General features: G+C 70.2%; 22 protein-coding genes. 17 read left to right on the forward strand and 5 right to left on the reverse strand.

All coding sequences use genetic code 11. The features are described from left to right. Window positions 1-79: 79 nt before the first annotated feature. The 4 genes from OHN19_RS35035 (at window position 80) to prcA (ending at window position 2,565) form a co-directional block, all read left to right on the forward strand. The gene (locus tag OHN19_RS35035; protein WP_007380863.1) at window positions 80-298 is read left to right on the forward strand and encodes a ubiquitin-like protein Pup; all 219 of its coding nucleotides are present in this window, start codon (window positions 80-82) and stop codon (window positions 296-298) included. A 210-nt stretch (window positions 299-508) separates the two neighbouring features. After that, window positions 509-952, forward strand: a complete 444-nt coding sequence (locus OHN19_RS35040) for an endonuclease VII domain-containing protein (RefSeq protein WP_419249585.1) — start codon at window positions 509-511, stop codon at window positions 950-952. Beyond that, window positions 904-1,749 carry a proteasome subunit beta gene (gene prcB, locus OHN19_RS35045; protein ID WP_330268042.1) on the forward strand — a complete coding sequence of 282 codons (846 nt, stop codon included), beginning with the start codon at window positions 904-906 and terminating at the stop codon, window positions 1,747-1,749. The genes OHN19_RS35040 and prcB overlap by 49 nt, the downstream gene beginning before the upstream one ends. Window positions 1,750-1,809: 60 nt before the next feature. Then, window positions 1,810-2,565 carry a proteasome subunit alpha gene (prcA, locus tag OHN19_RS35050; RefSeq protein WP_330268043.1) on the forward strand — a complete coding sequence of 252 codons (756 nt, stop codon included), beginning with the start codon at window positions 1,810-1,812 and terminating at the stop codon, window positions 2,563-2,565. Window positions 2,566-2,627: 62 nt separating this feature from the next. Here prcA and OHN19_RS35055 read toward each other — a convergent pair whose 3' ends face one another. Further along, window positions 2,628-3,644, reverse strand: a complete 1,017-nt coding sequence (locus OHN19_RS35055; protein WP_330268044.1) for a LacI family DNA-binding transcriptional regulator — start codon at window positions 3,642-3,644, stop codon at window positions 2,628-2,630. A gap of 130 nt (window positions 3,645-3,774) precedes the next feature. On the opposite strand from OHN19_RS35055, the gene OHN19_RS35060 reads away from it, so the two are divergent. The 12 genes from OHN19_RS35060 (at window position 3,775) to OHN19_RS35115 (ending at window position 16,111) form a co-directional block, all read left to right on the forward strand. Continuing rightward, entirely contained in the window at window positions 3,775-5,034 is a 1,260-nt protein-coding gene (locus OHN19_RS35060; protein ID WP_330268045.1) for an MFS transporter, read from the forward strand. Window positions 5,035-5,043: 9 nt separating this feature from the next. Further along, complete coding sequence (gene pafA, locus OHN19_RS35065) at window positions 5,044-6,405, forward strand: Pup--protein ligase (RefSeq protein ID WP_059196529.1); 1,362 nt, start codon at window positions 5,044-5,046, stop codon at window positions 6,403-6,405. A 127-nt stretch (window positions 6,406-6,532) separates the two neighbouring features. Then, window positions 6,533-7,537, forward strand: coding sequence for an FKBP-type peptidyl-prolyl cis-trans isomerase (locus OHN19_RS35070; protein WP_330268046.1), 1,005 nt, complete (start codon window positions 6,533-6,535; stop codon window positions 7,535-7,537). An 88-nt stretch (window positions 7,538-7,625) separates the two neighbouring features. Further along, a complete protein-coding gene (locus OHN19_RS35075; protein ID WP_020141356.1) occupies window positions 7,626-7,997 on the forward strand; it encodes an FKBP-type peptidyl-prolyl cis-trans isomerase in 372 nt (123 codons plus the stop codon). A gap of 187 nt (window positions 7,998-8,184) precedes the next feature. Continuing rightward, window positions 8,185-9,138 (forward strand): helix-turn-helix transcriptional regulator, encoded by a 954-nt coding sequence (locus OHN19_RS35080; protein WP_330268047.1) that lies wholly within the window; start codon window positions 8,185-8,187, stop codon window positions 9,136-9,138. An 18-nt stretch (window positions 9,139-9,156) separates the two neighbouring features. Continuing rightward, complete coding sequence (locus OHN19_RS35085) at window positions 9,157-10,230, forward strand: WYL domain-containing protein (RefSeq protein ID WP_330268048.1); 1,074 nt, start codon at window positions 9,157-9,159, stop codon at window positions 10,228-10,230. Next, complete coding sequence (locus OHN19_RS35090) at window positions 10,227-10,517, forward strand: hypothetical protein (protein WP_330268049.1); 291 nt, start codon at window positions 10,227-10,229, stop codon at window positions 10,515-10,517. Before OHN19_RS35085 ends, OHN19_RS35090 begins: the two co-directional genes overlap by 4 nt. Before the next feature lie 37 nt (window positions 10,518-10,554). Continuing rightward, window positions 10,555-10,749, forward strand: a complete 195-nt coding sequence (locus OHN19_RS35095; protein WP_330268050.1) for a hypothetical protein — start codon at window positions 10,555-10,557, stop codon at window positions 10,747-10,749. Window positions 10,750-11,007: 258 nt separating this feature from the next. After that, window positions 11,008-11,295 (forward strand): Sec-independent protein translocase subunit TatA, encoded by a 288-nt coding sequence (gene tatA, locus OHN19_RS35100; RefSeq protein ID WP_123759650.1) that lies wholly within the window; start codon window positions 11,008-11,010, stop codon window positions 11,293-11,295. Between the two features lie 48 nt (window positions 11,296-11,343). Next, complete coding sequence (gene tatC / locus OHN19_RS35105) at window positions 11,344-12,309, forward strand: twin-arginine translocase subunit TatC (RefSeq protein ID WP_330268051.1); 966 nt, start codon at window positions 11,344-11,346, stop codon at window positions 12,307-12,309. A 200-nt stretch (window positions 12,310-12,509) separates the two neighbouring features. Further along, window positions 12,510-12,902, forward strand: a complete 393-nt coding sequence (locus OHN19_RS35110; RefSeq protein WP_330268052.1) for a hypothetical protein — start codon at window positions 12,510-12,512, stop codon at window positions 12,900-12,902. A 350-nt stretch (window positions 12,903-13,252) separates the two neighbouring features. Next, entirely contained in the window at window positions 13,253-16,111 is a 2,859-nt protein-coding gene (locus OHN19_RS35115) for a DEAD/DEAH box helicase (protein ID WP_330268053.1), read from the forward strand. A 70-nt stretch (window positions 16,112-16,181) separates the two neighbouring features. Here OHN19_RS35115 and atzF read toward each other — a convergent pair whose 3' ends face one another. The 4 genes from atzF to OHN19_RS35135 are packed head-to-tail and all read right to left on the reverse strand — an operon-like array spanning window position 16,182 to window position 22,805. After that, a complete protein-coding gene (atzF, locus tag OHN19_RS35120) occupies window positions 16,182-17,828 on the reverse strand; it encodes an allophanate hydrolase (RefSeq protein ID WP_330268054.1) in 1,647 nt (548 codons plus the stop codon). 14 nt (window positions 17,829-17,842) lie between these two features. Further along, window positions 17,843-21,349 (reverse strand): 5-oxoprolinase/urea amidolyase family protein, encoded by a 3,507-nt coding sequence (locus OHN19_RS35125; RefSeq protein WP_330268055.1) that lies wholly within the window; start codon window positions 21,347-21,349, stop codon window positions 17,843-17,845. After that, window positions 21,346-21,942 carry an urea amidolyase associated protein UAAP2 gene (locus tag OHN19_RS35130; protein WP_330268056.1) on the reverse strand — a complete coding sequence of 199 codons (597 nt, stop codon included), beginning with the start codon at window positions 21,940-21,942 and terminating at the stop codon, window positions 21,346-21,348. Before OHN19_RS35130 ends, OHN19_RS35125 begins: the two co-directional genes overlap by 4 nt. A 38-nt stretch (window positions 21,943-21,980) precedes the next feature. After that, window positions 21,981-22,805: an urea amidolyase associated protein UAAP1 gene (locus OHN19_RS35135; protein WP_330268057.1), complete on the reverse strand. Its 825-nt coding sequence runs from the start codon at window positions 22,803-22,805 to the stop codon at window positions 21,981-21,983. A gap of 409 nt (window positions 22,806-23,214) precedes the next feature. On the opposite strand from OHN19_RS35135, the gene OHN19_RS35140 reads away from it, so the two are divergent. Further along, window positions 23,215-23,856 (forward strand): TetR/AcrR family transcriptional regulator, encoded by a 642-nt coding sequence (locus OHN19_RS35140; RefSeq protein WP_330268058.1) that lies wholly within the window; start codon window positions 23,215-23,217, stop codon window positions 23,854-23,856. Window positions 23,857-23,938: the final 82 nt, after the last annotated feature.

Raw genomic sequence — 23,938 nt, forward strand, 5'->3', positions numbered from 1 at the left:
TGTAGGAACTGCGGGGCCGATGTCAGACCCTGCTTGTAGGGTCTGATCAAGAACGTCGAACCGAGCGGGGTGAGGGGTTATGGCGACCAAGGACACCGGCGGCGGACAGCAGAAGGCCACCCGCAATACCGAGGAGGTCGAGGAGCAGACTGCGGAGACGCAGGGCTCCGAGGACCTCAAGGAACGCCAGGAGAAGCTGAGCGACGACGTGGACTCCGTCCTGGACGAGATCGACGACGTACTCGAGGAAAATGCCGAGGATTTCGTGCGGAGCTTCGTGCAAAAAGGTGGCGAGTAGGAGTCGATTGGCTACTTTGCCTTCGATTTGAAGGTCACGGGGGGTCGAGGTGGCCCAGGAACCGAGCGCCAAGGATGCCGTAAGTGCGGGCGGGACTTGCCTCTCGCGGCTTTCGCCCGCGACCGGAACCGGCGTGACGGACTCCAGGTGCACTGCCGGGAGTGCGTGGCGGAATACAGCGCCGCGCACTACCGGCGGCGCCGGGAGGCCATGGGCAAGTCGGTTCGGGAGCACGTGGACGTCCCGGACGGACACAAGCTCTGCCGCACGTGCGGCGAGGTCAAGCCGCACCGTGAGTGGCATCGCAATGCGACCGCCTCCGACGGGCTGTCGACGCGCTGCAAGTCATGCAGGGCGGCTCAGAGCCGGCGGGACCATCTGAAGCGTCAGTACGGCATCACCGAGGCGGAGCGCGACGAGTTGGTCGCCTCTCAAGGGGGCGTCTGCTGCATATGTTTGGCGGCTCTGCCGGAGCATGTGGATCACTGCCACAAGACGGGTAGGGTCCGAGGCGTACTGTGCTTCAGCTGCAATGCCGCACTGGGGCAGTTCAAGGATCGGCCCGATGCCATAAGGCGGGCTGCTGCTTATGTGGAAGGAATCGCGTGGAAGCCAACACTCGTAGCACCGGGCGTCTACCAGCTGCCTTCCTGACGCCTGGGTCGTCGTCCTTCATGGACTTCCTGTCCGAGCATCAGCCGGAGATGCTGCCGGGGAACCGGCAACTGCCGCCCACGCAGGGCGTGATCGAGGCGCCGCACGGGACGACCATCGTCGCCGTCACGTTCCCCGGGGGCGTGGTGCTGGCCGGTGACCGTCGCGCCACCATGGGCAACGTCATCGCCCAGCGGGACATCGAGAAGGTGTTCCCGGCCGACGAGTACTCGGCCGTCGGGATCGCCGGCACCGCCGGTCTCGCCGTGGAGATGGTGAAGCTGTTCCAGCTGGAGCTGGAGCACTTCGAGAAGGTGGAGGGCGCTCAGCTCTCGCTGGAGGGCAAGGCGAACCGGCTGTCCACCATGATCCGGTCCAACCTCGGCATGGCCATGCAGGGCCTCGCCGTCGTGCCGCTGTTCGCGGGGTACGACGTCGACCGGAACAAGGGGCGGATCTTCTCCTACGACGTCACCGGCGGCCGTTCCGAGGAGCAGAACTACGCCGCCACCGGCTCCGGTTCGATCTTCGCGCGCGGGGCGATGAAGAAGCTCTACCGTGACGACCTGACTGAGGAGCAGGCGACCACGCTCGTGGTGCAGGCCCTGTACGACGCGGCTGACGACGACTCGGCGACCGGTGGTCCCGATGTCGCCCGCCGGATCTACCCGATCGTCACCGTGATCACCGAGGACGGCTTCCGTCGGCTCACCGACGAGGAGTCCTCCGAGATCGCCCGTTCGATTCTCGAGCGGCGGCTGGAGCAGCCCGACGGCCCGCGGGCCGCGCTGCTGTAGGCGTCTGTCGTCTTGTTCAAGGTGATCGCAGTGACTTCCACAGAAAGGGACGGATAACCGGTGTCGACGCCGTTCTATGTTTCCCCTCAGCAGGCGATGGCCGACCGGGCCGAGTACGCCCGCAAGGGCATCGCCCGTGGTCGCAGCCTGGTCGTGCTGCAGTATGCCGACGGCATCGTGTTCGTCGGTGAGAATCCGTCCCGTGCGCTGCACAAGTTCAGCGAGATCTACGACCGGATCGGCTTCGCGGCCGCCGGCAAGTACAACGAGTACGAGAACCTGCGGATCGGTGGCGTGCGGTACGCCGATCTCCGTGGGTACACCTATGACCGTGATGACGTGACAGCGCGTGGTCTCGCCAACGTCTACGCGCAGACGCTGGGCACGATCTTCTCCTCGGCCGGTGAGAAGCCGTACGAGGTGGAGCTGGTGGTGGCGGAGGTCGGTGAGACTCCGGACGGTGACCAGATCTACCGGCTGCCGCACGACGGTTCGATCGTGGACGAGCACGGTTCGGTCGCGGTGGGCGGTAATGCCGAGCAGATCAGCAGTTATCTGGATCAGCGGCACCAGGACGGTGTGAGTCTGGCGGAGGCGCTGAAGCTGGCGGTGCAGGCGCTGTCGCGTGACACCAACGGCAGTGAGCGGGAGATCCCCGCGGAGCGGCTCGAGGTGGCGGTGCTGGACCGTACGCGTCCGCAGCAGCGGAAGTTCAAGCGGATCGTGGGGCGTCAGCTGTCCCGGCTGCTGGAGGCCGAGGGCGCGACCACGGAGGCGGAGAGCGCTGAGGAGCCGGAGGGCTCCGAGGAGGAGTAGTTCCGCGGAGCGGTTCGTCCCTGCTGTGCCCCGGCCGATCTCCCGGCCGGGGCACAGGGCGTTCAGGGGGCGCTGGGCGGGGCCGTGGAGCCTCGTACGACCAACTCGACCGGGATGTCTCCGGCGTCGGGTGTGCGGCCCTCCAGGACGGCGAGGAGGGCCCGCATGCCGTGTTCGCCGAAGAGTTCGGCGTCGAGTCGTACGGTCGTCAGTTCGGGGTCGAGGGCGGTGGCGAGGGCGAGGTCGTCGAGGCCGGTGACGGAGATGTCGTCGGGGACGCGCAGGCCGAGCCGTCGTACGGCTTTGTAGGCGCCGGCGGCGAGTTTGTCGTCGTCGCAGACCAGGGCGGTGGGGCGGGGGCCGGGGGCGGCGAGGGCGGCCTCCGCGGCGGCCAGGGCGCCGTCGATGGAGATGGAGGCGCGGGCCGTGCGGACGGAGGTGCCGGGGACCGGGGCGAGTCGTGCGGCGAGTTCGCGGGCGCGGACCTCGAAGGTCCAGGAGGGCACGTCGGCGGCGAGGTGCAGGAAGCGGCGGTGGCCGAGGTCCAGGAGGTGGGTGGTGACCTGGCGGATGCCGTCGGCGATGTCGAGGTTGACGGTGGCGGCGCCGAGGCTGCCGGAGGGGTCGCTGTCGAGCATGACGAGGGGGAGCTGGTCGCCGCGGATGGCGGTGAGGGCGTCGGCGGCCATGGAGGAGGCGATGACGCCGTCGAGGGCGGCCTGGGCGGAGGCGAAGGGGTCGCGGGCGGGGCCGATGCCCTCGGGTGAGGGGTAGAGGACGACGCCGAAGCCGTGGTCGGCGGCGACGCGTGCGGCGCCGGTGTAGACGCCGGCGAAGAACTCCGTGGTCAGTGCGGGGACGACCAGGAGGACGGTGCGGGTGCGGCCGAGGCGGAGGTTGCGGGCGGCGAGGTTGGGGCGGTAGCCGAGGTCGCGGGCGGCTTCCCGGACGCGTTCGGCGGTGGCCTCGGAGACCCGGCCGCGCCATTTGTCGCCGAGGACGAGTGAGACGGCGGCCTGGGAGACCCCGGCCGCCTGGGCGACGTCACGGCTGGTCGGGCGCGTGTTGCTGCGTGCCACCGCGGGCGTGCTCCTCTGCTGGCGTTCGCCGGGCGCTGGTGCCCTGGGTTCACGCCGGTCGTCTGGACGTCCGAACAGCGCACATGGTACGTATGGGAGCGGACGTTATACGTATTACTTGGAGGCGGGGATGGCCGCGGGTTACCTGGAGATCCTCAGGGCGAGGCACGCGGCACGCCTGCTGACGGGCACGTTGGTGGGGCGGCTGCCCAACGCGACCGCGGCGATCGCCATGGTGCTGTTCGTGCGGTCCGAGGGCGGCACCTACAGCCTGGCGGGCGGCCTGGCGGCGGTGTACGGCGTCGCCAACGCCGTCGGCCAGCCGGTCCTGGGCCGGCTGGTGGACCTGCACGGCCAGCCGCGCGTCCAGCTCCCCGCCGCGGTCCTGTCGGCGCTCGCCATGGCGGGCTTCGCGTTCTGCGGCACCGACCCGCTCGCCCTCGCCTACGCCTGCGTGGCGGCCGCCGGGCTGTTCACACCGCCCCTGGAGGGCGGGCTGCGGGCGCTGTGGCCCTCGGTGCTGCGCCGGGAGGACCAGGTGCACCGGGCGTACGCGATGGACGCCGTGGCGCAGGAGGTGATGTTCACCGTGGGCCCGTTGCTGGTGACGCTGTGCGTGTCACTGTGGTCGGAGCGGGCGGCCCTGCTGGTGCTGAACGCCGTGGGGGTGCTCGGCGCGCTCTCCGTGGCCGTGGCGCCGCCCACGCGCGCGTGGCGGTCCGCACCGCGTGAGGCGCACTGGCTCGGCGCGCTGCGCTCGCGCGGGCTGCTGGCGATGCTGGGCGCGTTCCTGTTCGTGGGGATCGCGCTGGGGTCCATCACGGTCGCCTCCGTGTCGTACGCCGACGACCACGGCGGGGACGCGGTGTACGGCTGGCTGATGGCCGGGATCGGGCTGGGGGCCCTGGTGGGCGGTACGGCGTACGGGGCGCGGCAGTGGGCGGGTGAGCCGGCACGGCGACTGCAGGTGCTGGTGGGCTTCCTGGCGGTGTGTTACCTGCCGCTCATGCTGATGCCGGGGGCGGTCGCCATGACGCTGCTCGCGGTGCTCGCCGGGGTGTTCCTGGCGCCGGTCATCGCGTGCGCCTTCGTCCTGGTGGACCGGCACGCGCCGACCGGGACGGTCACCGAGGCCTTCTCGTGGCTCGTGACGACGTTCACCGTGGGCGCCTCGGTCGGAACGGGCCTCGCGGGCCCGGTCGTCGAGCGGGGCGGGGCCCTGTGGGGCTTCGCCGTGCCGGGGGCCGCGGGGGGTGTGTCGTTGCTGGTTCTGCTGGTCACGGGGCGCGTCCTCACAGCTCCCGTGGTGCGGGCGGTAGTTGCGTCGTCGACGGAAAATGATCCAAACCGTGCTGCCGAACCCCGTTTCAGCTCGGGGGATCGGGCGTAATGTTCACTCATGGACCGCCGCATTTTCGGGCTGGAGAACGAGTACGGCGTCACGTGTACGTTCAGGGGACAGCGGCGCCTGTCTCCCGACGAGGTGGCGCGGTACCTCTTCCGCCGTGTCGTGTCATGGGGCCGCAGCAGCAATGTCTTTCTGCGAAACGGCGCACGCCTCTATCTCGACGTGGGCTCACATCCGGAATACGCGACACCCGAATGTGACAACGTGACCGAACTGGTCACCCACGACAAGGCCGGCGAGCGCATTCTCGAAGGACTCCTGGTGGACGCCGAACGACGCCTGCACGAGGAAGGAATCGCGGGCGACGTCTACCTCTTCAAGAACAACACCGACTCGGCCGGAAACTCCTACGGCTGCCACGAGAACTACCTCGTCGCACGCCACGGGGAGTTCTCCCGGCTCGCGGACATTCTCATTCCGTTCCTGGTCACCCGGCAGCTTCTGTGCGGTGCCGGCAAGGTGCTGCAGACCCCGCGGGGCGCGGTGTACTGCGTCAGCCAGCGGGCCGAGCACATCTGGGAGGGCGTCTCCTCGGCGACGACCCGCTCCCGGCCGATCATCAACACCCGCGACGAACCGCACGCCGACGCCGAGCGCTACCGCCGTCTGCACGTCATCGTGGGCGACTCGAACATGTCCGAGACGACCATGCTGCTCAAGGTCGGCGCGACCGACCTGGTGCTGCGCATGATCGAGGCGGGCACCGTGATGCGCGACCTGACCCTGGAGAACCCGATCCGGGCGATCCGCGAGGTCAGCCACGACATCACCGGCCGGCGCAAGGTGCGTCTGGCCAGCGGCCGGGAGGCCTCCGCGCTGGAGGTGCAGCGCGAGTACTACGAGAAGGCCGTGGACTTCTGCGAGCGCCGGGGCATCCGCACCGGCACCGTCGAGCAGGTCCTGGAGCTGTGGGGCCGCACGCTGGACGCGATCGAGGCCGAGGACCTCGACCGGATCGGCACCGAGATCGACTGGGTCATGAAGTACAAGCTGATCGAGCGGTACCGGGCCAAGCACAACATGACCATGTCCCACCCGCGGGTCGCGCAGATAGACCTCGCGTATCACGACATTCACCGCCGTCGTGGTCTCTACTACCTTCTGGAGAGGAAGGGCCAAGCCGCCCGTATCTGCAACGACTTGAAGATCTTCGAGGGCAAGTCCGTTCCGCCGCAGACCACTCGGGCCCGGCTGCGCGGTGACTTCATCCGCAGGGCCCAGGAACAGCGCCGGGACTTCACCGTCGACTGGGTGCACCTGAAGCTCAACGACCAGGCGCAGCGCACGGTGTTGTGCAAGGACCCGTTCCGATCGGTCGACGACCGGGTGGAGAAACTGATCGCCGGAATGTGAGCAATGCGTTCCGCGTCACTGCCGGAACGCAACACGGGCGCCGTACGTTTCCCGTACGGCGCCCTTCGCACGCCGTAGAGTTGCGCGCACGCCATCAACAAGATCGACCGATTACGAGGCCCCCACCGTGCGCCGACGCTCACTCATCATTGCCGTTCCCGCAGGACTGGCCACACTCGCCGCATGCGGTGACGACAAGTCCGACTCGAGCAAGGCGAGCGACAGCACGTCACCCTCGGCGTCGTCCTCGGCCTCGGCGGCGCCGTCGCCGAAGATCGTCGACGGACCGCTGCCGGCGATCACCGCGGGCGCCAAGTTCGGTGAGAAGCCGACCGTCGCCAAGGGCAGCGGCGAGCCGTCCGACCAGCTCGCGGTCAAGACGCTGATCACGGGCAACGGCACCACGGTCGCCGAGGGCGACTACGTCCAGGCCCACTACCTCGGCCAGATCTATTCCACCGCGAAGATCTTCGACAACTCCTACGACCGCAAGACGCCGCTGGTGATCCAGCTCGCGCAGAACAGCATCATCGACGGCTGGCGGTACGCCCTGGCCGGCAAGAAGGCCGGCAGCCGAGTCCTGTTCTCCGTCCCGCCCACCTGGGCGTACGGCAAGGAGGGCAACGCGCAGGCGGGCATCAAGGGCACCGACACGCTGGTGTTCGTCGTGGACATCCAGAACTCGTTCAACGGCAAGAGCTCCGCCAAGGGCAAGAACGTCCCGCAGACCGACGCCGCCCTGCCCAAGGTCGGCACCAACACCGACGGCAAGGCCCCCTCCATCGAGGTCCCCAAGAAGGCCGCGCCCACCAAGCTGGTGTCGGAGTACGTGATCGAGGGCGACGGCGACGAGGTCGCGGCCGACAGCACCCTGCTCGTGCAGTACAAGGGCGTGGTGTGGGACTCCGGCAAGGAGTTCGACTCGACGTACAGCAGGAAGCAGCTGGCGTCGTTCTCGCTCCAGCAGGTCGTCAAGGGCTGGGCGCAGGGCCTGACCGGCAAGAAGGTGGGCAGTCGGGTGCTCATCTCGATCCCGCCGAAGCTGGGCTACGGCGACAAGCCGCCGGCCGGCAGCGGTATCGAGAAGGACTCCACGCTTGTCTTCACCGTGGACATCCTGGCGAAGATGTGACGCACGGGGGACATGCGCGCGGGTCCTCACGGCGGGGATGTAAGACTGGTCCCTGTTGCCTTTCCGTGAACAAGCAGGAGCGAGTGACGTGAGCATCGACAAGCCCGAGATCGACTTCCCTGAGGGCGCGCCCCCGGCGGACCTGGAGATCAAGGACATCTGGGAGGGCGACGGCGAGGTTGCGCAGGCCGGCCAGACCGTCACCGTCCACTACGTGGGCGTCTCCTTCAGCACCGGCGAGGAGTTCGACGCCAGCTGGAACCGCGGTCAGCCCTTCCGCTTCCCGCTGGGCGGCGGCCGGGTCATCAAGGGCTGGGACCAGGGTGTGCAGGGCATGAAGGTCGGTGGCCGTCGCCAGCTGACCATTCCGGCCCACCTCGCCTACGGCAACCAGAGCCCCACCCCGGCGATCAAGCCCGGTGAGACCCTGATCTTCGTGGTCGACCTCATCGCCGTCTGATCGTCGTACCGCGACATCGGAACAGTCGTAAAAGATCGCGTCGCGGTCGGATCGTCGTACGGCATCCGACCGGACCCGATCGACCAGGGTCCATGCCTGTCCGTGCATGGGCCCTCGGCTTTTGCCTTGCTCCTCCGGGGCGGTACGGTCATCGTCCGTAAGCACCATAGGGAGGCGAAGGGCGTCGATGGCCATTGCCAAGGCCGAGCGGCTGATGAACCTGGCGCTGTGTCTGCTCGGGACGCGACGGCCGCTCAGCAAGCGGGAGCTTCGGGAGTCCATCGAGGCCTACCTGGAAGCGAATTCCGACGACTCCTTCAACCGGATGTTCGAGCGCGACAAGGACGATCTGCGCGAACTCGGGCTCGTCATCGAGACCGTTGAGAACCTCGACGGTGAAGTCGGTTATCTCGCGCGGCGGGACAGCAACCGGCTGCCGCCCATCACCCTCGACGCCGAGGAGGCAGCCGCCCTGGGCCTTGCCGCCAAGGTGTGGCAGCAGGCCCGGCTCGCGGGCGCGGCCAGCGGCGCGTTGCAGAAGCTGCGCGCGGCGGGACTGCCCGAGGACGTCGACCCGTACGAGGCCCATGGCGCCCTGGAGCCGCGCATCCCGGTGCACGAGGCCTCCTTCGAGCCGCTGATGCTCGCCTGCCGCGACCGCCGCCCCGTCGTCTTCGACTACCGCAAGGCCACCGCCGCCCGCCCCGAGCCCCGCCATGTCGAGCCGTGGGCGCTGGAGTGCTGGCGCGGCCACTGGTACCTGGCCGGGTTCGACCGCGACCGGGGTGCCGAGCGGGTGTTCCGGCTCTCCCGGATCACCGGGAAGGTGCGCTCGCGCGGGACCCGCTTCACCGCCCCCGTACCGGATGTCGTCACCGTCCGCGAGACCGTGGCCGGCTGGGCGGGGGAGACCGCCGACCGCAGCGCGCTGATCCGGCTGCGCACGGGCGCCGGATACCCCTTGCGGGCGAAGGCCACCGCGGTGCGGGAACTCGGCGACGGCTGGGACGAGTTGGAGATTCCGTACGGCCACGGCCTGGACGCCTGGCTGGTGGAGTTCGGTCCCGACGTGGTGGTCCTGGAGCCCGCCGAGCTGCGGGCCGACGTGGTGGACCGGCTGCGTGCCGTGGCCAAGGGCTGAGGGGGAGCGGAAGAGATCATGGCAGGCAAACCGGTCAGGCCGACGAACGCCATCGACCAGACCCGGAGGATGCTCTCCCTGGTGACCTACCTGAAGGAGCGTCCCGGGGCGCGGGTCGAGGACGTCGCCCGGGCCTTCGGGATCACCGAGGACGAGCTGGTCTCCGACCTCGACGTGCTGCCCATGTGCGGCACCAGCTTCCGCGGCGGCGACCTCCTCGACATCGACACCGACGGCGAGCGGATCTGGTGGCACAACCCCGCCGCCCTCGGCGAGGAGACCGCCGAACCGCTCCGGCTCGCCGCCGACGAGGCGACCGCGCTCCTCGTGGCCGCCCGCGCGGTGGCCACGCTGCCGGGCCTGCGGGAGAGCGACCGGCAGGCGCTGCTGCGGGCCACCGCCAAGGTGGAGACCGCGGCCGGGGAACAGGCGGGCGCGAGCTCCCGGCTGTCGGTGACCTTCGAGTCCGAGGGCGGGGTCTTCGCGGACGTCGACCGGGCCATCTCCGAGCGGCGCCGCCTGTGGATCCGCTACTACTCCCCGGCCCGCGACGAGGTCACCGAGCGTGAGATCGACCCGATCCGCCTGGTCAGCGTCGGCCACACCTACGTCGAGGCCTGGTGCCGCCGCTCCGAGGCGCGGCGCACCTTCCGGCTCGACCGGGTCGCCGAGATCAAGATCCTCGACGAGCCCGCCGCGCCCCCCGAGATCGAGCTCAGGGACCTCTCCGAAGGGCTCGTGCAGCCCGCGGCCGAGGATCCCGAAGTGGTCGTCGAGGTCGGTCCGGGCGGCCGCTGGGTCGCCGAGTACTACCCGCACGACAGTGCGGATGAGCTTTCCGACGGCGGGCTGCGTATTACCCTCCGCACCCCCGACCCGGCGTCGCTCAGGCGCCTGGCGCTCCGGCTCGGCCGCGACGGCCGTATCGTCTCGCCGCGCGACCTCGCCGACAGCGCCCGTGAGGCGGCCCGCGAGGCGCTGGCGGCCTACGACGGGGTCGAGGCGCTCGGCGCGCACGGGACGGACGCCGGGCCCGAGGGGCGGCGCGACGGCCAGGACGGGCAGTACGACAGGCAGGAGCAGGGGCTTTGAGCGAGTCGGCGACGTCAGGTGCGGGTATGACGGTGGCTGCCGCTTTCGCGGGGATGAGAAGCGTGGCTCCGGTGACCTTCAAGGCGAGCTGCCCGGACTGCCGGGAGCGGTTCGAGCTGGCCGCCGGTGCCCTGCGCCTGGCCATCGGCGCGACCAGCCGCGCCACCTTCTACTCCTTCACCTGCCCCGAGTGCGGTGCCGCCGTCCGCAAACCCGCCGGCGAGCGGATCGTGGAGCTGCTGACCGGTGGCGGGGTGCGGACGCTGCGCCTGCACTCCACCCTCTAGTCCCTCCCGTCCCTCTGGACCCTCTAGGCTCGGTGCCATGTTCTGGCCGATGTTCGCGGTAGCAGTGGGTTTCGTGGGTCTCGCCGTCCTGGGCGTGCTCGCCGTCCGGGTCTTCCTCGAGGCCCAGCGCCTCGGCCGCCAGGTCAGCGACTCGGCGCGGCGTATCAACCGGGCCGCCGAAGACCTGGAGCGGGCGGCGGTGAGCACGGCGCGTTCCGCGGACTCGCTGTGAGTACGGCTGAGAGTCAGGTGTGAGTCGAGCGTCGGAAGCGTTTTGGGCCACTTCGCCCTGTCACCGGGGCGGGGTCGGCAGGTACGCTGCTGGTCGCGGTCCGGATAACGAGGCTCGGTCGCGAACCGGGAGTACGCACAGGGATTGCCAGGCGTTCACCCCTGAGCGTTACGATCGCTGCCAGCACGACTGGTCGGACACTTGTCCGACCGGTCGGACAGCACCCCACAAGCCGCCTCGGTGAGAAGGTAAAGACTTATGTTCGGAAGGCTCGGCGCCCCCGAGATCATTCTCATCCTCGTCGTCATCATCCTGCTGTTCGGCGCGAAGAAGCTTCCCGACATGGCGCGCTCGCTCGGCAAGTCCGCTCGCATCCTCAAGAGCGAGGCCAAGGCGATGAAGGAGGAGGGCGGCAGCAGCACGGCCACCCCGGCCGGGCCGCCCAACACCGACGAGCAGGCCTCTCAGCGCACCATCCAGGCCGCCCCCGGCGACGTGACGAGCTCGCGCCCGGTCACCGAGCCGACGGACACGACCAAGCGCTGACGCGGGGCCGGTGACCTCCGGCCCGCCTGCACGAGATGGGAACGTGGGTTGCTCAAGTCTGCCCGCAAAGAGGAGAAGGATCCCGAGGGGCGGATGCCTCTCGCGGATCACCTTCGTGAGCTCCGCAACCGGCTTGCGAAGGCCTTGCTGGCCATCGTCATCGTCACGGTGGTCGCTGCCTTCTTCTACAACGACATCATCAACTTCCTGACGAAGCCGATCCTGGACTCGATCGGGTGCAGCAAGAGCTTCGAGGAACTCGCCAAGGCGTCGTCGGACGACACCACGCGGAAGTGCGCCCGGATCACCATCAACGGCCTGCTCGCGCCGTTCACGCTGGCCCTCCAGGTCTCCCTGACGGCGGGTATCGTCCTGGCCTCGCCGATCTGGCTGTACCAGCTCTGGGCGTTCGTCGCCCCGGGCCTGCACCGGCACGAGAAGAAGTACGCATACGCGTTCGTGTTCACCGGTGCCCCGCTGTTCATCGGTGGCGCCTACTTCGCGTACTCGGTGCTCCCCACCACCGCGAAGGTACTGATCGACTTCACGCCGAGCGGCAGCATCGACAACCTGCTCCCGCTCGACGATCTGCTGCAGCTCGTCACCCGCATGGTGATCGTCTTCGGTCTGTCCTTCGAGTTGCCGCTGTTGTTGGTCATGCTCAATCTCACCGGCCTGATCACCGGCAAGCGGATGCTTGGCTGGTGGCGGGGCATGATCATGGGCATCACCGTGTTCGCCGCCGTGGCGACGCCGAGCACGGACCCGCTGAGCATGCTCGCGCTGGCCGGCCCGATTTGGGTGCTGTACTTCTTCGCGGTGGTCTTCTCCCTGGCCAACGACCGGCGCAAGCGCCGCCGCGAGGCCGAAGGTCCCGCCGACGACGAGGCCTCCGACCTCGACCTCACCCCTGAGGACATCGGCGAAGTCGAGACCGTTGCCGTCAGCCGGTCGTTGCCCCAGCAGGCCGAGGCGGACGGCCCCCGCGTGAACGGATATGACGACGTCACCTGAGCGGTACGGAGACTGAGCAAGGTGCCCCCCGCTGAGCAGGGGGCACCTTTGCGTTGCTCTGATCGGGTCGGCGCACGCGGGAAGTCTATGATCACGAGCAGGTAACGATCAGTAAAGTAAGATCCTTACCTTCACATTCGAACTGTAGTGTCGTTTTGGTTTTGAAGGTTCACGTTCAATTCTGAGAACCAGGGGGCTACATGTTCAGGCGAACGATCATCGGCGGAGCGCTGGCCGTGGCATCTGCGGCGGGGATGGTCTTCGTGACCTCCAGCTCGGCGCAGGCGGCCACCTGCTACTGCTCGTACAACGGCAGTGGCACGACGGCGGGCCAGGTCACGGTCGTCGACGACGGAGACCACTTCTACGTCTGGGACACGTACGCGGACGGTCACGGAGTACGGGGCTACCTCACCAACTCGGCCGGTACGACGCTCGCTACGGCCTACGACGGCTCGGGGGCGGACTCGACCATCGCCCACTTCCAGTACGACGTCAAGGAAGGCGTGACCTACTGGATCAAGGTGGGCACGGTGGACGGGGCCTCGGACACGACTCCGTCGAACGTCTGGGAGTACAGCTACTACGAGTGAGCGGGGACAGGGTTGTGATGGCGTGACCGGAGCGAGCGGGCCTCCCCTGTAACACCTGAGAGGGGACCGTCCTGATCGCCTCTCTCGTCATCACCCTCCGCGAGTCGCGGCCGGGGCGCCTTTACGGCGCTACCGGCCGCTTCTGCTTGCCGCGCACTTACCGTCCGGTCGCATCGACACCCGGGCATGAATCTGTCTCGCCTCCGGCCTCGACCTCGGGTCAACGACCGCGGTAACCGCATGAGATGCCCCGGCTGTTCGCCCCGACGGGCGGTGCGTCCGGGGAGCCGTGGCCCTCATAGGTCCGTGAACTGCGTGAAGAGCAGGTTTCACGGGATCCGATCCGGATAATGATCGTCCTGTTGTCAGTGGGGCCCGGTACGCTCGAAAGCACGATGACAGAGGACCTCTCACCGGCCGAGCGGTACGCGGCAGCCAAATTGCGGGCAGCCGAGCAGGCCACCGCGCTCGCGGGCTTCCGCGAGATGTACGACTTCGGTCTCGACCCCTTCCAGATCGAGGCCTGCAAGGCTCTCGAAGCCGGGAAGGGCGTGCTGGTGGCCGCCCCCACCGGCTCCGGCAAGACGATCGTCGGCGAGTTCGCCGTCCACCTCGCCCTCCAGCAGGGCAAGAAGTGCTTCTACACCACCCCCATCAAGGCGCTGTCCAACCAGAAGTACGCGGACCTCAGCCGCCGTTACGGCGCCGACAAGGTCGGCCTGCTCACCGGTGACAACAGCGTCAACTCCGACGCCCCCGTGGTCGTGATGACCACCGAGGTCCTGCGGAACATGCTCTACGCGGGCTCGCAGACCCTCCTCGGCCTCGGCTACGTGGTCATGGACGAGGTGCACTACCTCTCCGACCGCTTCCGGGGCGCCGTGTGGGAGGAGGTGATCATCCACCTCCCCGAGTCGGTGACCCTGGTGTCACTGTCGGCGACCGTGTCCAACGCCGAGGAGTTCGGCGACTGGCTCGACACCGTCCGCGGTGACACCCAGGTGATCGTCTCCGAGCACCGGCCCGTGCCGCTGTTCCAGCACGTCCTCGCCGGCCGGCGGATGTACGACCTGTTCGAGGAGGGCGAGGGCAACAAGAAGGCCGTCAACCCCGACCTCGCCCGGCTGGCCCGGATGGAGGCCCAGCGGCCGTCGTACCAGGACCGCAGGCGCGGCCGCGCCATGCGCGAGGCCGACCGGGAGCGGGAGCGCCGGCAGCGCTCCAAGGTGTGGACGCCCAGCCGGCCCGAGGTCATCGAGCGGCTCGACGCCGAAGGCCTGCTGCCCGCCATCACGTTCATCTTCAGCCGCGCCGCCTGCGAGGCGGCCGTACAGCAGTGCCTGTACGCCGGTCTGCGACTGAACGACGAGGAGGCGCGGGCGAAGGTGCGCGCGCTCGTCGAGGAGCGCACCGCGTCGATCCCCACCGAGGATCTCCATGTCCTCGGGTACTACGAATGGCTGGAGGGCCTGGAGCGCGGTATCGCGGCCCACCACGCGGGCATGCTGCCGACCTTCAAGGAGGTCGTCGAGGAGCTGTTCGTGCGCGGCCTGGTCAAGGCCGTGTTCGCGACCGAGACGCTCGCCCTGGGCATCAACATGCCCGCGCGGTCCGTGGTGCTGGAGAAGCTCGTCAAGTGGAACGGCGAGCAGCACGCCGACATCACACCCGGCGAGTACACCCAGCTGACGGGGCGTGCGGGGCGCCGCGGCATCGACGTCGAGGGCCACGCGGTGGTGCTGTGGCAGCGCGGCAGTAGCCCCGAGCACCTCGCGGGTCTGGCGGGCACGCGCACGTATCCGCTGCGGTCCAGCTTCAAGCCGTCGTACAACATGGCGGTCAATCTCGTGGAGCAGTTCGGGCGGCACCGCTCGCGTGAGCTCCTGGAGACGTCCTTCGCGCAGTTCCAGGCCGACAAGTCGGTCGTCGGGATCTCCCGGCAGGTGCAGCGCAACGAGGAGGGCCTCGACGGCTACAAGGCCTCCATGACCTGCCACCTCGGCGACTTCGAGGAGTATGCCCGACTGCGGCGGGAGCTCAAGGACCGGGAGACCGAGCTGGCCCGGCAGGGCGCTGACGAGCGGCGGGCCGAGGCGGCCGTGGCGCTGGAAAAGCTCAAGCCGGGTGACGTCATCCATGTGCCGACGGGCAAGTACGCCGGTCTCGCCCTGGTCCTCGACCCGGGGCTGCCCGCCGGGCGGTCCAACGGCCACCGGGGCTTCGAACACCACGACGGACCGCGGCCGCTGGTGCTGACCGCCGAGCGACAGGTCAAGCGGCTCGCGTCGATGGACTTCCCGGTGCCCGTCGAGGCGCTGGAGCGGATGCGGATCCCGAAGTCCTTCAACCCCCGCTCACCGCAGTCCCGTCGGGACCTCGCCTCCGCGCTGCGCACCAAGGCCGGGCACATCCCGCCCGAGCGGGCCCGCAAGAAGCGGTCCCAGGCCGCCGACGACCGGGAGATCGCCCGGCTGCGCACCGCGATCCGGGCGCACCCCTGCCACGGGTGCAACGACCGCGAGGACCACGCCCGTTGGGCCGAGCGGTACCACCGGCTGCTGCGGGACACCTCCCAGCTGGAGCGGCGGATCGAGGGGCGCACCAACACCATCGCCCGCACCTTCGACCGGATCGTGGCGCTGCTGACCGAACTGGACTACCTGCGCGGCGACGAGGTCACCGAACACGGCAAGCGGCTGGCCCGCCTGTACGGCGAACTCGACCTGCTCGCCAGCGAGTGCCTCCGGGAAGGCGTCTGGGAGGGGCTCGGCCCCGCCGAACTGGCCGCGTGCGTCTCGGCCCTGGTGTACGAGTCGCGGGCCGGCGACGACGCGATGGCGCCCAAGCTGCCGTCCGGGAAGGCCAAGGCCGCGCTCGGGGAGATGGTGCGGATCTGGGGTCGCCTGGACGCCCTGGAGGAGGACTTCCGGATCAACCAGGCCGAGGGGGTCGGGCAGCGGGAGCCGGATCTCGGGTTCGCCTGGTCCGCGTACATGTGGGCTTCCGGGAAGGGGCTCGACGAGGTTCTTCGGGAGGCGGAGATGCCGGCCGGGGACTTCGTGCGGTGGTGCAAGCAGGTGATCGATGTGCTGGGGCAGATCTCGGCGGCGGCGCCTGTCTCTGCCGAGAGCTCGAGTGTGGCGAAGGCTGCGCGCAAGGCTGTTGATCTGTTGCTGCGGGGAGTGGTGGCCTACTCGTCGGTGGGGTGACGGGTGCGGGGGCGGGGCCGGGTCCGTTGTGGCTTGTCGCGCAGTTCCCCGCGCCCCTGGGTGGGCTGACCTACTCGGCGTTCAGATAGGGGCGCCAGCCTCCGTACGACGTGATGTCCTTGGCGTCCGTCAGGGCGGACGGCTCGCAGAGGAAGCCGGGTACACCGGTGCCGTCGGCCAGTTGCACGCGGCCGAGCGCCATGGGGCGGGGGAGGGTGGAGAGGAGCTGGCCGAGGCCCGCTGCGGGCATCCTCCAGATCTCCACCTCGATCTCCGCGCCGCCCTCGCCCACATGTTCCAGACCCGGCTTGGGCGGCGTGGTCCGCAGGGCGTGCAGGTGGTACACCGGGGCCGTGGTCGTCGTGCGGTCCAGGCGGGCGCCCAGGGACAGGAGTTGGGGGTTCAGGGGCTGGCCCGTCAGGTGGGCGCCGACCACGGCCAGGCGGGTCTCGGGCTGGAGCAGGGTCGCGATCCTCGCCAGGCGTTCGTCCGTGTGGGCCGGGCCGATCAGCATCACGCCGAAGGGGAGGCCGTTCACCTCGCCGGACGGGACCGCCACCGCCGCCAGGTCGAAGAGGTTCGTGGAGTTGGTGAAGCGGCCCAGGCGGGCGTTGGCGCCCAGGGGGTCGGCGGCCACCTCGGCGAGGGTGGGATGGCCGGGGGTGGTGGGGAGGAGGAGGGCGTCCGCGTCCGACAGTTCCTCCAAAGCCCGGGTCCGCAGGGCGGCCAGGCGGTCCAGGTCCGCGTAGAGCTGGTGGGCCGGGAGGTCGCGGGCCCGGGTGATGATGGCGGCGACCGTGGGGTCCAGGGTCTGATCGCCCTGTGCTGTCGCCTTGTCGATAAAAGCACCCACCGCTGTGTAGCGCTCGGCCACGAACGCGCCCTCGTAGAGCATCGCCGCCGCCTCGGTGAAGGGCGTGAGGTCGAGTTCGCGTACCGACGCGCCCGCCGCGGTCAGCTGTCGTACCGCGGCCTCGTACGCCTCCGCCCAGCCCTCGTCCAGTTCGCCGAGCTGCTCGCGCGGCGGGACCGCGACCCGCCAGGGGCCGGGGCGGCGGCCGGGGAGGGACGGGGCGGTGCCCGTCGTCATGTGGGCCAGCGCCTGTTCGGCCTCCGGGAGGGTGCGGGCGAAGACCGTCACGCAGTCGATCGAGGCGCACGCCGGGACGACACCGGTGGTGGGGACCAGACCCCGGGTGGGCTTGAGGCCGACGATGCCGTTGAAGGCGGCCGGGACCCGGCCGGAGCCCGCCGTGTCGGTGCCGAGGGCGAAGTCGACGATGCCGAGGGCCACGGCGACCGCCGAGCCGGAGCTGGAGCCGCCGCTGATCCGGGACGGGGCGTACGCGTTGCGGACCGCGCCGTGCGGGGAGCGGGTGCCGACCAGGCCGGTCGCGAACTGGTCCAGGTTCGTGGTGCCGAGCACGAGGGCGCCCGCCGCACGGAGTCCCGCGACCACCGGGGCGTCGGCCTCGGGGTGGTAGGCGTACGACGGACAGGCCGCCGTCGTGGGCAGTCCGGCCACGTCGATGTTGCCCTTGGCGGCGAACAGGCGGCCCGCGAGGGGCAGTTGCTCACCCTGTGCGAGCCGCTCGTCGATCGCGCGGGCCTCCCGCTCGACGTCCTCCCGCGGGCGCAGGTCGATCCAGATCTCGGGGCGGTCCACGGCCTCGACGCGGTCGTAGGCGGCACGGACCCGGGTGACGGTGGTGGACATGGTGTGCTCCCTTTTCACTGTGCGGGCGGGGCCAGGACGAGCAGGGCTGTCCCGGCCTCCACCTGGTCGCCCGGCCTGGCCAGGATCTCCGTGACCACGCCGGCGGCCGGCGCGTGCACCCTGGACTCCATCTTCATCGCCTCCAGGGCGAGGAGCGGCTGGCCGGCCGTCACCTCGTCGCCCGGCGCCACGTTCAACTGCCATACGGAGGCCGCGAACTCGGCCTCGATCAGACGGGCTCCGGGCGGGAGGACCAGGTCGGTGGGAGCGGGTGCCGGTGCGGCTGCCGACTCGGCCCGGGCGAACTCGCCCGCCGCCTCCCAAGCGTCCCGCTCCGCGCCGAAGGCCGCCTGCTGGCGTGTCCTGAACTCCCCTATGGAATCGCCGTGTTCGGCGAGGAAGCGCTGGTACTCGGCGAGCGAGAACGTGCCCTCCTCGACGCGGGGCACGAAGCGGCCGGAGATGATGTCGGCGCGCAGCTCCAGGAGTTCGTCCGCCTCCACCGGGTACCACTTGATGCGGTCGAAGAAGCGCAGCAGCCAGGGCGAGCCCGGCTCGAACGCGCCGCGCTGCTGCCAGGGCGACCACACCTGGGTCGTACGGCCCACGAACTGGTAGCCGCCGGGTCCCTCCATGCCGTAGATGCAGAGGTAGGCGCCGCCGATGCCGACCGAGTTCTCCGCCGTCCAGGTGCGGGCCGGGTTGTACTTCGTGGTCACCAGGCGGTGGCGCGGGTCGAGCGGGGTGGCCACGGGGGCGCCCAAGTAGACGTCTCCCAGGCCGAGTACGAGGTACTCGGCGTCGAAGACCGTGTCGTAGACGTCGGTCACCGACTCCAGGCCGTTGACGCGGCGGATGAACTCGATGTTCCAGGGGCACCAGGGCGCGTCGTCGCGAACCCCCGCCATGTAACGGGCGATCGCCTCACGGGTGGCGGGGTCGTCCCAGGAGAGGGGGAGGTGGACCGTGCGGGAGGGAACGACCAGTTCGTCGGACGGGGGGAGTGAGGTGGTGATGTCCCTTACCGCGGTGAGGAGTTGCTGTTGGGGGAGGCGGGTCGGGTTCGTCTGGATCTGGAGGGAGCGGATGCCGGGGGTGAGGTCGGTGATGCCGTCCGGGCCCCGCTCGGCCAGCGCCTCCATCAGGGCGTGGACGCGCATGCGGAGGGCCAGGTCCAGCTGCATGGGGCCGAACTCGACCAGCAGGTTGTCGTCGCCGCTGCGGCGGTAGGTGACGTCGCCGTCGCGGGCGAGGATGCCGCCGTCCACGATGGCCGGGCGTTCGGAGCCGTCCGTGTTCACCGGTACGAAGCGCACGGTGTCGCCCGGGCGCAGCTGGCCGAGTTTCCAGCGCTCGGTGCTGATCACGGTCGCCGGACAGACGAAACCGCCCAGCGAGGGCCCGTCCGGGCCGAGCAGCACCGGCATGTCACCGGTGTAGTCGACGGCTCCGACCGAGTAGGGGGTGTCGTGGATGTTGGACGGGTGCAGACCCGCCTCGCCGCCGTCGGTCCGGGCCCAGCGGGGCTTGGGGCCGACCAGGCGGACGCCGGTGCGGGCCGAGTTGAAGTGGACCTTCCAGTCGGCCGCGTAGAAGTCGCGGATGTCGTCCTCGGTGAAGAACTCCGGTGCGGCGTGCGGGCCTTCGACGGCTCCGATGTGCCAGGTGGAGGTGCAGGACGGCGGGTCCTGTACGGCCGTCCCCTCCGTCCGGCTTCCGCCGTGCAGCACGTCTCCCGTGCGCAGGGCCCGTCCGCCGTGGCCGCCGAAGCGGCCCAGCGTGAAGGTGCTGGCGCTGCCGAGGAAGTCCGGGACGTCGAGGCCGCCGGCGACGAGGACGTAGGTGCGCAGTCCGTGCTCGGCGGGGGCGCCGACCTCCAGGGTTCCGCCCGCGGGGACGGTGACCGGCTCCCACTGGGCGACCGGTGTGCCGTCCACGGTGACCGGGGCCGGGGCGCCCGTCACACAGACGGTCGTGGGGTGGGTGAACCTCAACGACGGTCCCTGCAAGGTGCATTCGAGTCCGGGGGCGCCCTCCGGGTTGCCCAGCGCCGTGTTGCCGAGCCGGAAGGAACGGTCGTCCATGGGGCCGCACGGGGGCACGCCGACCTGCCAGTAGCCGGTGCGGCCCGGCCAGTCCTGGACCGTGGTGAGGGTGCCGGGGGCCACGACCTCGATGCGCGGGGTGGGGTCGGTGACCTCGGTGAGGGTCGCCGTGGAGTGGGTGGCCCTCTTGAAGTCCGTGTGCGTGAGCGCCGCCCGGACCAGGCCCAGGTTGGTCTCGATGCCGTCGACGCGGGTGCGGGCCAGCGCCTCGTCCAGCCGCCGGAGCGCGTGGGCGCGATCGGGGCCGTACGCGATGACCTTCGCGAGCATCGGGTCGTACGACGTGGTCACCTCGGTGCCCGTCTCCACCCAGCCGTCGACACGGACCCCGGTGGGGAACTCGACCCGGGTCAACAGGCCCGCGCTGGGCCGGTGTTCACGGGAGGGGTCCTCGGCGTAGAGGCGGGCCTCGACGGCGTGACCGTGCGGGGGGCCGGGTTCGCGCACGACGTCCCGCTCACCCCGGGCCAGTTGGAGCATCCAGGCGACCAGGTCGACGCCGTAGATCTCCTCGGTGACCGGATGCTCCACCTGGAGGCGGGTGTTGACCTCCAGGAAGTAGGCCTCCTCGCGGGCGGCGTCGTAGACGAACTCGACGGTTCCGGCGGAGCGGTAGTCGACGGAGGCGCACAAGTCGCGGGCACTGGCGGCGAGTTGCGAGCGGATGTGGGTGGGAATTCCGGGAGCCGGGGCCTCCTCCACGACCTTCTGGTTGCGGCGCTGGAGGGAGCAGTCGCGGTCGCCGAAGGTGACGACCTCACCCTCGCCGTCGCCGAAGACCTGCACCTCGACATGGCGGGCGTGCTCGACGAGCCGTTCCAGGAAGACGCCCGCGGAGGAGAAGGAGGCGGCGGCGACCCGCTGCACGCGGTCCCAGGCGTCGGTCAGTTCGGCGGCGGATCGGCAGGCCGACATGCCGATGCCGCCGCCCCCGCCGGTGGCCTTGAGCATCACGGGATAGCCGATGGTGTCGGCTGCCTGGAGTGCTTCTCCGAGCGAGGGCAGCAGTCCCGTGCCCGGTGCCAGCGGCACCCCGGCCGCCTCCGCCGCGGCCCGTGCCGTGTGCTTCGCGCCGAACAGCTCCAGTTGCTCGGGCGTGGGGCCCACGAAGACGATCCCCGCCGCCTCGCACCGGCGCGCGAACTCGGCGTCCTCGGACAGGAAGCCGTAGCCGGGGTGGATCGCGCCCGCGCCCGAGTCCTTGGCCGCCTTCAGGACCAGGTCGGCGTCGAGGTACGACTCCTTCGCGGGCGCGGGCCCGAGGCGTACGGCCTGGTCGGCGAGGCGGACGTGGGGGGCGGCGCGGTCGGCGTCGGAGTACACGGCGACTGTGCGCAGGCCGAGTTGGCGGGCCGTGCGGATGATACGGACGGCTATCTCGCCGCGGTTGGCTATGAGGAGGGTGTCGAAGGTCATGCGTCGGCCCCGATCGTCATCTCCACGGGTGTCGGGTCGAAGCCGTTGCAAGGGTTGTTGATCTGGGGGCAGTTGGAGACCAGGACGAGGACGTCGCGGTCGGCGCGCAGGGTCAGGGCGAGGCCGGGGGCGGAGATGCCGTCGACGATGCCGAGGGTGCCGTCCTGCTCGATCGGCACGTTCATGTACCAGTTGATGTTGGAGACGAGGTCGCGCTTGCCGAGGCCGTACTTCGCGCCCTCGGCCAGGAAGTTGTCCACGCAGGCGTGCTGCGACCAGGTGTGGTGGCCGTAGCGCAGGGTGTTGGACTCCTTGGAGCAGGCGCCGCCGACCGTGTCGTGGCGGCCCACGTCGTCGGCGGTGACCGTCATCAGCGGGGTGTGTTCGTTGGACATCAGGACGCTGCCCGTGGTGAGGAAGATGCCGCCCTGCGCCTGGACGGTGTCGGGGGCGCTGTAGCGGACGGCCGTGTCGTGGGCGTCGTAGACGAGGAAGTCGACGGCCTGGTTGCCGTGCAGGTCGGTGATGGTGAGTGTGCCGCCCTCGGGGATGACGGAGGACCAGGCGGAGCGGGCCGGTACGACGGTCTTCATGGGAGTCCCTTCGAGCCTCGCGTGTGTCCCGTCGAGCTTCATGCGAGCCCCCTGGAGGCGAGGAATTCGGCGGTGTTGAGGAAGGCGCGGCGGCCTTCGGGGGTGGCGTCCCAGAGGGGGTCGCCGGGGCGGGTGGGTTCGGCGCGCCAGGCCAGGACCTCCAGGGGGGTGCTGACGTAGTCGGGGCGCGGGTCGGCGGGGTGCGGGACGTTCGCGATCAGGACTGTCACGTCCTGCTCGGTGCGGAGGGTGACGCTTGCGCCGGGGCCGGCCGAGCCGGTGAAGTCGAGGGTGCCGTCCTCGCGGATCCGCACGCCCTGGAAGAAGGAGAGGGAGGGGGGCAGGTCACGGGGGTCGAGGCCGTTCTTCGCCGCCGCCAGCTTGAAGAGCTCGCGGCCGGCGGGGGAGGGGCTCTGGGGCGTGCCGTCGCCGTAGCGCTCGGTGTTGCGGGCCAGGGTGGAGGTGCCGCACAGGGTGTCGTGGCGGCCGGAGGTGTCGGCGACGACGCTCGCGAGGACGCGGCCCTGGTCGGACAGGAGGAGCCGGTCCTCGCCGAGGTAGGCGTTCCACTGGACCTTGACCGTGTCGGCGACGTTGAGGCGCTCCCAGGGGCGGCCCTCCGCGTACAGCAGGAGGTGGGCGCAGGCGTCCCCGCGGAGGTCGGTGAGGCGGAGCTCGGTGCCGCGGGCGAGGACGCGGTGCGTGTAGTTGCCTCCCGCGACGGTCTCCGCCCACACGAGGGGGCCGACCCCGGCCGGAGGGTCCGGCCAGTCGCCGGCCGGGACGACCGGCATGGCCTCGGCGCGGGTGCCGTCCTGTGCGCGGGCGTGGTCTCGGGCTCCGTAGGTGGTCTCTGTGGCCATGGGGGACCTCCGGCTCCGGGTGATTTCTGTCGCTTGACAGAAATTAGGGGTGGGGAGGGTCGGGGGGGTTGCTCGGGTGTTGCCGGTTGGTTACCGGGGGCTCACGGTGGGGGGCGGGTCGTGGGGGCGGTGGGGGTTCGGAGCGCCGGGGAGGGGGTGGGTCGCAGCGGATGCAGTGCGGGTGTCGGGGCGGCGGGGTGTTGAGAGCGGTGTGGCTTGCGTGCTGAGGGCCCGGGATGGGGTGTGTGGGGGGGGTGGGGGGAGGCGGCTACCCGCGCAGCGCCACGCGCCAGGGGACCCTCTAGGGCAGGGTCTCGGCGTCTCCCTGGCCGCAGTCCCAAGCCTCCACCCGGAGCTGCACAGAGGTCGCTCGGAGAGCCTCGCGCCCCCGTGTGCGAGGATCGAACGCATGGGTACGACAGGTGGGGCGGCGGAGTCGGGGCGGCGGGTCGGGAGGCCGCGGGCTGCCCGGCGGCCGGACAGCGGACTCGCGCCGCGCGATGAACTCCTCGTCGCCGCCGCCGAGTTGTTCACCACCCTCGGGTACGCCGCCACCAGCACCCGCGCCGTCGCCGAGCGTGCGGGCATGAGGCAGGCCTCCATGTACCACTACGTCTCCGGCAAGGAGGAGCTCCTCGCCGAGCTCCTGGAGTCCACGGTCACGCCCTCGCTGACGTACGCCCGCGAACTGCTCGCCGACGACACGGTCCCGCCCGAACGCCGGCTGTGGGAGCTGTGCCGCGCGGACGTCGAGGTGCTGTGCGGAGGGCCGTACAACCTCGGCGGTCTCTATCTGCTGCCGGAGGTGCGCACCGAGCGGTTCGCCGGCTTCCACGCCGTGCGCGCCGAACTCAAGGACACCTACCGGCAGTTGATCGCCGCGACGGACGCGGGCGGCGCCCTCGCGAAGAGCGAGCTCGATCTCCGTACGGATTTGTTGTTCGGTCTGATCGAGGGCGTGATCCTCGTCCACCGCTCCGATCCCGAGCGCCCCGTGTCCGTCTTCGCGGAAGCCACCGCGGACGCCGCGCTGCGGATCGCCGGGGTCTGATCCGGACGGGCGGCCCCGTGGTCGTAGGGCCGCCGGAAGGTGTTCTTCACCCGCCACGGTGAGCGGGTTTCGTACGCCCGTC

It is taken from the genome of Streptomyces griseorubiginosus (assembly GCF_036345115.1).
Taxonomy (GTDB): Bacteria; Actinomycetota; Actinomycetes; order Streptomycetales; family Streptomycetaceae; genus Streptomyces; species Streptomyces griseorubiginosus_C.